Origin of the sequence: Mesorhizobium sp. M5C.F.Ca.IN.020.32.2.1 (assembly GCF_004023105.1) — a bacterium.
In the GTDB taxonomy this organism is placed as follows: domain Bacteria; phylum Pseudomonadota; class Alphaproteobacteria; order Rhizobiales; family Rhizobiaceae; genus Mesorhizobium; species Mesorhizobium wenxiniae.
In genome coordinates, this window is record NZ_RZSX01000506.1 from 1 (window position 1) to 4,687 (window position 4,687).

Sequence of the window (4,687 nt, forward strand, 5' to 3'; positions counted from 1 at the left end):
TGACGCGCAACCATATGGCGTCCTGGTCACAATCCGTGAGCATCTCGACAACGTTCTGGACATTCCCCGACGTTTCGCCCTTCTTCCATAGAGCGTTGCGCGAGCGCGACCAGTAGTGGGCGATTCCGGTTTCCAGCGTCAGCGCCAGCGCTTCGGCGTTCATATGCGCGACCATCAGCAGCATACCGTGGTCGGCATCGGTGACGACGACGGTGACGAGGCCGCTGGCATCGAAGCGCGGCGAAAAAACCGTGCCTTCTTCCAGTGCCTTCTTGTCTGATGGAGCTTTCGGGAATTTCAGTGCCGACATCGCCGGTCCTTGTTCAGAGCCTTACCCACTTCTCGGGATCATGGCTAGCGACCGGCGACGATCGTTCAGCCCCTGCCGCCACGCACCATTGTGACGAAACGGACCTGTTCCTCGGGCGTGTCCTTGAAGACGCCGGTGAAGGTCGAGGTCAGCGTGGTGGAGCCTTCCTTGCGGATGCCGCGCATGGCCATGCACATGTGCTCGGCTTCGACCATGACGGCGACGCCGCGCGGATTGAGCACGTCCTGGATGACGCCGGCGATCTGCGCGGTCATGGCTTCCTGGGTCTGCAGTCGCTGGGCGAAGATATCGACGACGCGCGCGATCTTGGACAGGCCGACAACCTTGCCGTCCGGCAGATAGCCGACATGCGCCTTGCCGATGATCGGCACCATGTGGTGCTCGCAATGGGAATGGAACGTTATATCCTTGACGAGGACAAGGTCGTCATAGCCGGCGACTTCCTCGAAGGTGCGGCCGAGTTCCTCGGCCGGGCACTTGTCGTAGCCGCCGAACATTTCGCGATAGGCCTTCACCACACGCTTCGGCGTATCGACCAGGCCCTCCCGGTCCGGATTGTCGCCGGTCCAGCGCAACAGCGTGCGAACCGCGGCCTCGGCTTCGGCTTCGGTCGGCCGATCGGTGACCGGCTTTTCCATATAGGCGGAGGGGGGCATGAATTTCTTGATGACGGCATCCATAAAGGCGTCTCCCGTAGTTCCCCTCTCAGGAGGAACGAGTTGAACGGACCACGACCTTTCGGGTGTTAGAAACGTGCCCTGTTTCCAGCCCGTAAGCGGCGTGAACTGATTTGAGCAAGGACGAGGCTGTTGGTTACCTTGTCCATACCCGACTACCAGCATTATATATGATCGTGCCGAGCGAAAGGAAGACCGTCAGCGGCAATCGCTGTTCGCTCGGCGGCGACGGATTGGAAAAATATGATCGACGACGTCTACAATGCGAAAATTCTGGGATTTGCCGGGAATATCGCGCGGATCGGCCGGCTCGACCGTCCCGATGCAACCGCGCGCGCGCATTCCAAGCTGTGCGGCTCGACCGTGACTGTCGATCTGAAGATGGATGACGGCGTCGTCACCGATTTCGCCCATGATGTGAAGGCCTGTGCGCTTGGCCAGGCTTCGTCCTCGATCATGGCGCAACATGTCATCGGCGCCAGCGCGGGCGAATTGCGCGCTGTGCGCGAGAGGATGCTGAAGATGTTGAAGGAAAACGGCGCACCGCCCGAAGGCCGCTTCGCCGACCTCAGATATTTAGAACCGGTGCGCGATTATAAGGCGCGCCATGCCTCGACCATGCTGACCTTCGATGCGGTGGTCGACGCGATCGGCCAGATCGAGAAGAAGCGCGCCGAACAGGCGGCTTAGCCGTCAAATGGCGACCGATCACACGCACCAGCATCAGAGGCCGCGGTACACGCGCAACTGGCCCGGCCCCTGGCGCAAGACGCCCGGCCGAATCCTCGGCACGACGCTTGTGCGCTTTTACCAGCTGACGCTGTCCGGCTTTGTCGGCAATTCCTGCCGGCATCTGCCGACCTGTTCCGAATACGCACATGAGGCAATCGCCCGCCATGGACTATGGGCCGGCGGCTGGATGGGGTTTTTCCGGGTGCTGCGCTGCGGGCCGGGCGGAACGCACGGCATTGATCGTGTGCCGGATGTGCTGGCCGATCGCTACGTCTGGTTCGCGCCCTGGCGGTACTGGCGGATCGGAAAAGAACGCAGTGACTCGGAAAACTGATCCCGGTAGAGGGGCTCGGTAATCGGGCAGATCTTTACGACTTGCTAACCTTAACCTCATGTTGCGTATTTAAGACAAAATCGAGACAAGACGCCTCGCTAAGCCGCTCCTGACATGCCTCAGGAGAGATTGCCAAATGCGCAAGATTGACCGCCGTCCATTCGTTTTCGCATTGGTTCTCTACCTGCTGGCTTGGCTGTTGGGTTTTCCGATCCGTGCTCAATCCGCGCCGCTGAAGGACGTTGAATGCACGCTGATCCTGGATGCTGCAAGCGGCGAAACTCTGTATCGGCAAGGGGTTTGTGACCAGCGCTTCAGTCCCGCCTCGACATTCAAGGTCCCATTGTCGCTGATCGGCTACGACGCGGGGATCCTGATCGACGTGCACACGCCGGCATGGGATTACAAGCCGGAGTTCAATGCGGTGAAGCGCGACCAGAAAACCGTCGACCCGACGATCTGGGAAAAGGACTCGGTGCTGTGGTTTTCGCAGGAAATCACCCGCCGGCTCGGCAGCGAGCGGTTCGCCGGCTACGTGTCGAAATTCGACTACGGCAACACCGATGTATCCGGCGATGCCGGCAAGAATGATGGCCTCACCCGGTCCTGGGTGAACTCTTCCCTCAAGATATCGCCGGTCGAACAGGTGAATTTTCTGCGCCGCCTGCTCGCCCGCAAACTGCCGGTTTCGGACAAGGCCTATGCGATGACCGAGGCGATCTTGCCGACCTTCCAGGCAGGTGGCTGGACGGTGCAGGGCAAGACCGGGACCACGGGGCTTCGCAACGACGCCGACAAGGTCAACCGCTCGCTTGGCTGGTTTGTCGGCTGGGCGCAAAGTGATGGCCGCAAGATCGTCTTTGCCCGCCTGGTGGTCGACACGAAACGATCGGACACGCCCAAGGGCCTCAGGACGCGGGCGATGTTCATGAAAGAGCTGCCGAATCTCGTCAAGCAAAACTAAGTGATCGGCCATTCGCCTTTACGGCACGGGAATCTGCCCATAAAAGACTGCCGCCGGACGCATCCGGCATTTCACCACCCGCGCTCGTTTGCGGGACTGGATAGGAGAACTTCATGCTGAATTCCGTTTCCCTGACATTTCCCGATGGCTCAGTCCGCGACTACGAGGCGGCGATGACCGGCGCCGGCCTGGCGGAATCGATCTCGAAGTCGCTGGCCAAGAAAGCCGTCGCCTACAGCATCGACGGCGTGGTGCGCGATCTTTCCGACCCGCTCGGCAAGTCCGGCAAGGTCGAGATCATCACCCGCGAAGACCCGCGCGCCCTGGAGCTCATCCGTCACGACGCAGCGCACGTGCTGGCCGAAGCCGTGCAGGAATTGTGGCCGGGTACGCAGGTGACCATCGGCCCGGTGATCGAGAACGGGTTCTACTATGATTTTGCCCGCAACGAGCCGTTCACGCCCGACGATTTTCCGGTGATCGAGAAGAAGATGCGCGAGATCATCGCGCGCAACAAGCCATTCACCAAAGAGGTGTGGTCGCGCGAGAAGGCGAAAAAAATCTTCGCCGACAAGGGCGAGCGCTACAAGCTGGAACTGATTGACGCCATTTCCGACGATCAGGACCTCAAGATCTATGCGCAGGGCGACTGGTTCGACCTCTGCCGCGGCCCGCACATGGCCTCGACCGGCCAGATCGGCAACGCCTTCAAGCTGATGAAGGTAGCCGGCGCCTATTGGCGCGGCGACAGCAACAATCCGATGCTGACGCGCATCTACGGCACGGCCTGGGCCGATCAGGCGCAGCTCGATGCCTACCAGATGATGCTGGAGGAAGCCGAAAAGCGCGATCACAGGAAGCTCGGCCGCGAGATGGACCTGTTCCATTTCCAGGAGGAAGGGCCGGGCGTCGTCTTTTGGCATGCCAAGGGCTGGAGAATGTTCCAGAACCTGGTCAACTACATGCGCCGCCGCCTCGACGAGCAGGGTTATCAGGAAGTCAACGCGCCGCAAGTGCTCGACAAGAGCCTGTGGGAGACGTCAGGCCACTGGGGCTGGTACCGGGACAATATGTTCAAGGTGACGGTTGCTGGCGACGACACCGACGATGACCGGATGTTTGCGCTGAAGCCGATGAACTGCCCCGGCCACGTCCAAATATTCAAGCACGGGCTGAAGTCCTACCGCGATCTGCCGGTAAAACTTGCGGAATTCGGCAATGTGCATCGCTATGAGCCGTCCGGTGCGCTGCATGGGTTGATGCGCGTGCGCGGCTTTACCCAGGACGATGCCCACATCTTCTGCACCGAGGAACAGCTCGCCGACGAGTGCATCAAGATCAACGACCTGATCCTGTCGACTTATGCCGATTTCGGCTTCGACGAAATCACCGTCAAGCTGGCGACCCGCCCCGAAAAACGCGTCGGCACCGACGCGATGTGGGATCATGCCGAGGGCGTGCTGCAGGACGTGCTCGGCATGATCGCGGCGCGCTCGGGCAACCGGATCAAGACGGGCGTCAATCCGGGCGAGGGCACGTTCTACGGGCCGAAGTTCGAATATGTGCTGAAGGACGCCATCGGCCGTGACTGGCAATGCGGCACCACGCAGGTTGATTTCAACCTGCCGGAACGGTTCGGCGCCTTCTAC

6 protein-coding genes are annotated in these 4,687 nt (G+C 60.7%); 4 read left to right on the forward strand and 2 right to left on the reverse strand.

Annotated features, from left to right (window positions below):
- Positions 1 to 310 (reverse strand): phosphoribosyl-AMP cyclohydrolase (hisI, locus tag EOA86_RS22875; RefSeq protein ID WP_128343709.1); only part of this gene is annotated, 310 nt, incomplete at its 3' end.
- Between the two features lie 65 nt (positions 311 to 375).
- Positions 376 to 1,011, reverse strand: a complete 636-nt coding sequence (gene folE / locus EOA86_RS22880; protein WP_029353093.1) for a GTP cyclohydrolase I FolE — start codon at positions 1,009 to 1,011, stop codon at positions 376 to 378.
- A gap of 240 nt (positions 1,012 to 1,251) precedes the next feature.
- Here folE and EOA86_RS22885 point away from each other — a divergent pair, with 240 nt between their 5' ends.
- From EOA86_RS22885 to thrS, 4 genes are all read left to right on the forward strand, one after another.
- The gene (locus EOA86_RS22885) at positions 1,252 to 1,698 is read left to right on the forward strand and encodes an iron-sulfur cluster assembly scaffold protein (RefSeq protein ID WP_128343711.1); all 447 of its coding nucleotides are present in this window, start codon (positions 1,252 to 1,254) and stop codon (positions 1,696 to 1,698) included.
- Between the two features lie 7 nt (positions 1,699 to 1,705).
- On the forward strand, positions 1,706 to 2,074 hold the full coding sequence (gene yidD / locus EOA86_RS22890; RefSeq protein WP_128343713.1) for a membrane protein insertion efficiency factor YidD: 369 nt from the start codon (positions 1,706 to 1,708) through the stop codon (positions 2,072 to 2,074).
- Between the two features lie 136 nt (positions 2,075 to 2,210).
- Positions 2,211 to 3,038 carry a class D beta-lactamase gene (gene blaOXA / locus EOA86_RS22895; protein ID WP_128343715.1) on the forward strand — a complete coding sequence of 276 codons (828 nt, stop codon included), beginning with the start codon at positions 2,211 to 2,213 and terminating at the stop codon, positions 3,036 to 3,038.
- 113 nt (positions 3,039 to 3,151) lie between these two features.
- A partial coding sequence (thrS, locus tag EOA86_RS22900) for a threonine--tRNA ligase (RefSeq protein WP_128343717.1) occupies positions 3,152 to 4,687 on the forward strand: 1,536 nt, incomplete at its 3' end.

What these genes read in the sequence shown, in the direction of transcription:
- blaOXA (WP_128343715.1), top strand. Translation starts at nt 2,211, where the DNA reads ATGCGCAAGATTGACCGCCGTCCATTCGTTTTCGCATTGGTTCTCTAC.
- EOA86_RS22885 (WP_128343711.1), top strand. Translation starts at nt 1,252, where the DNA reads ATGATCGACGACGTCTACAATGCGAAAATTCTGGGATTTGCCGGGAAT.
- folE (WP_029353093.1), bottom strand. Translation starts at nt 1,011, where the DNA reads ATGGATGCCGTCATCAAGAAATTCATGCCCCCCTCCGCCTATATGGAA.
- yidD (WP_128343713.1), top strand. Translation starts at nt 1,706, where the DNA reads ATGGCGACCGATCACACGCACCAGCATCAGAGGCCGCGGTACACGCGC.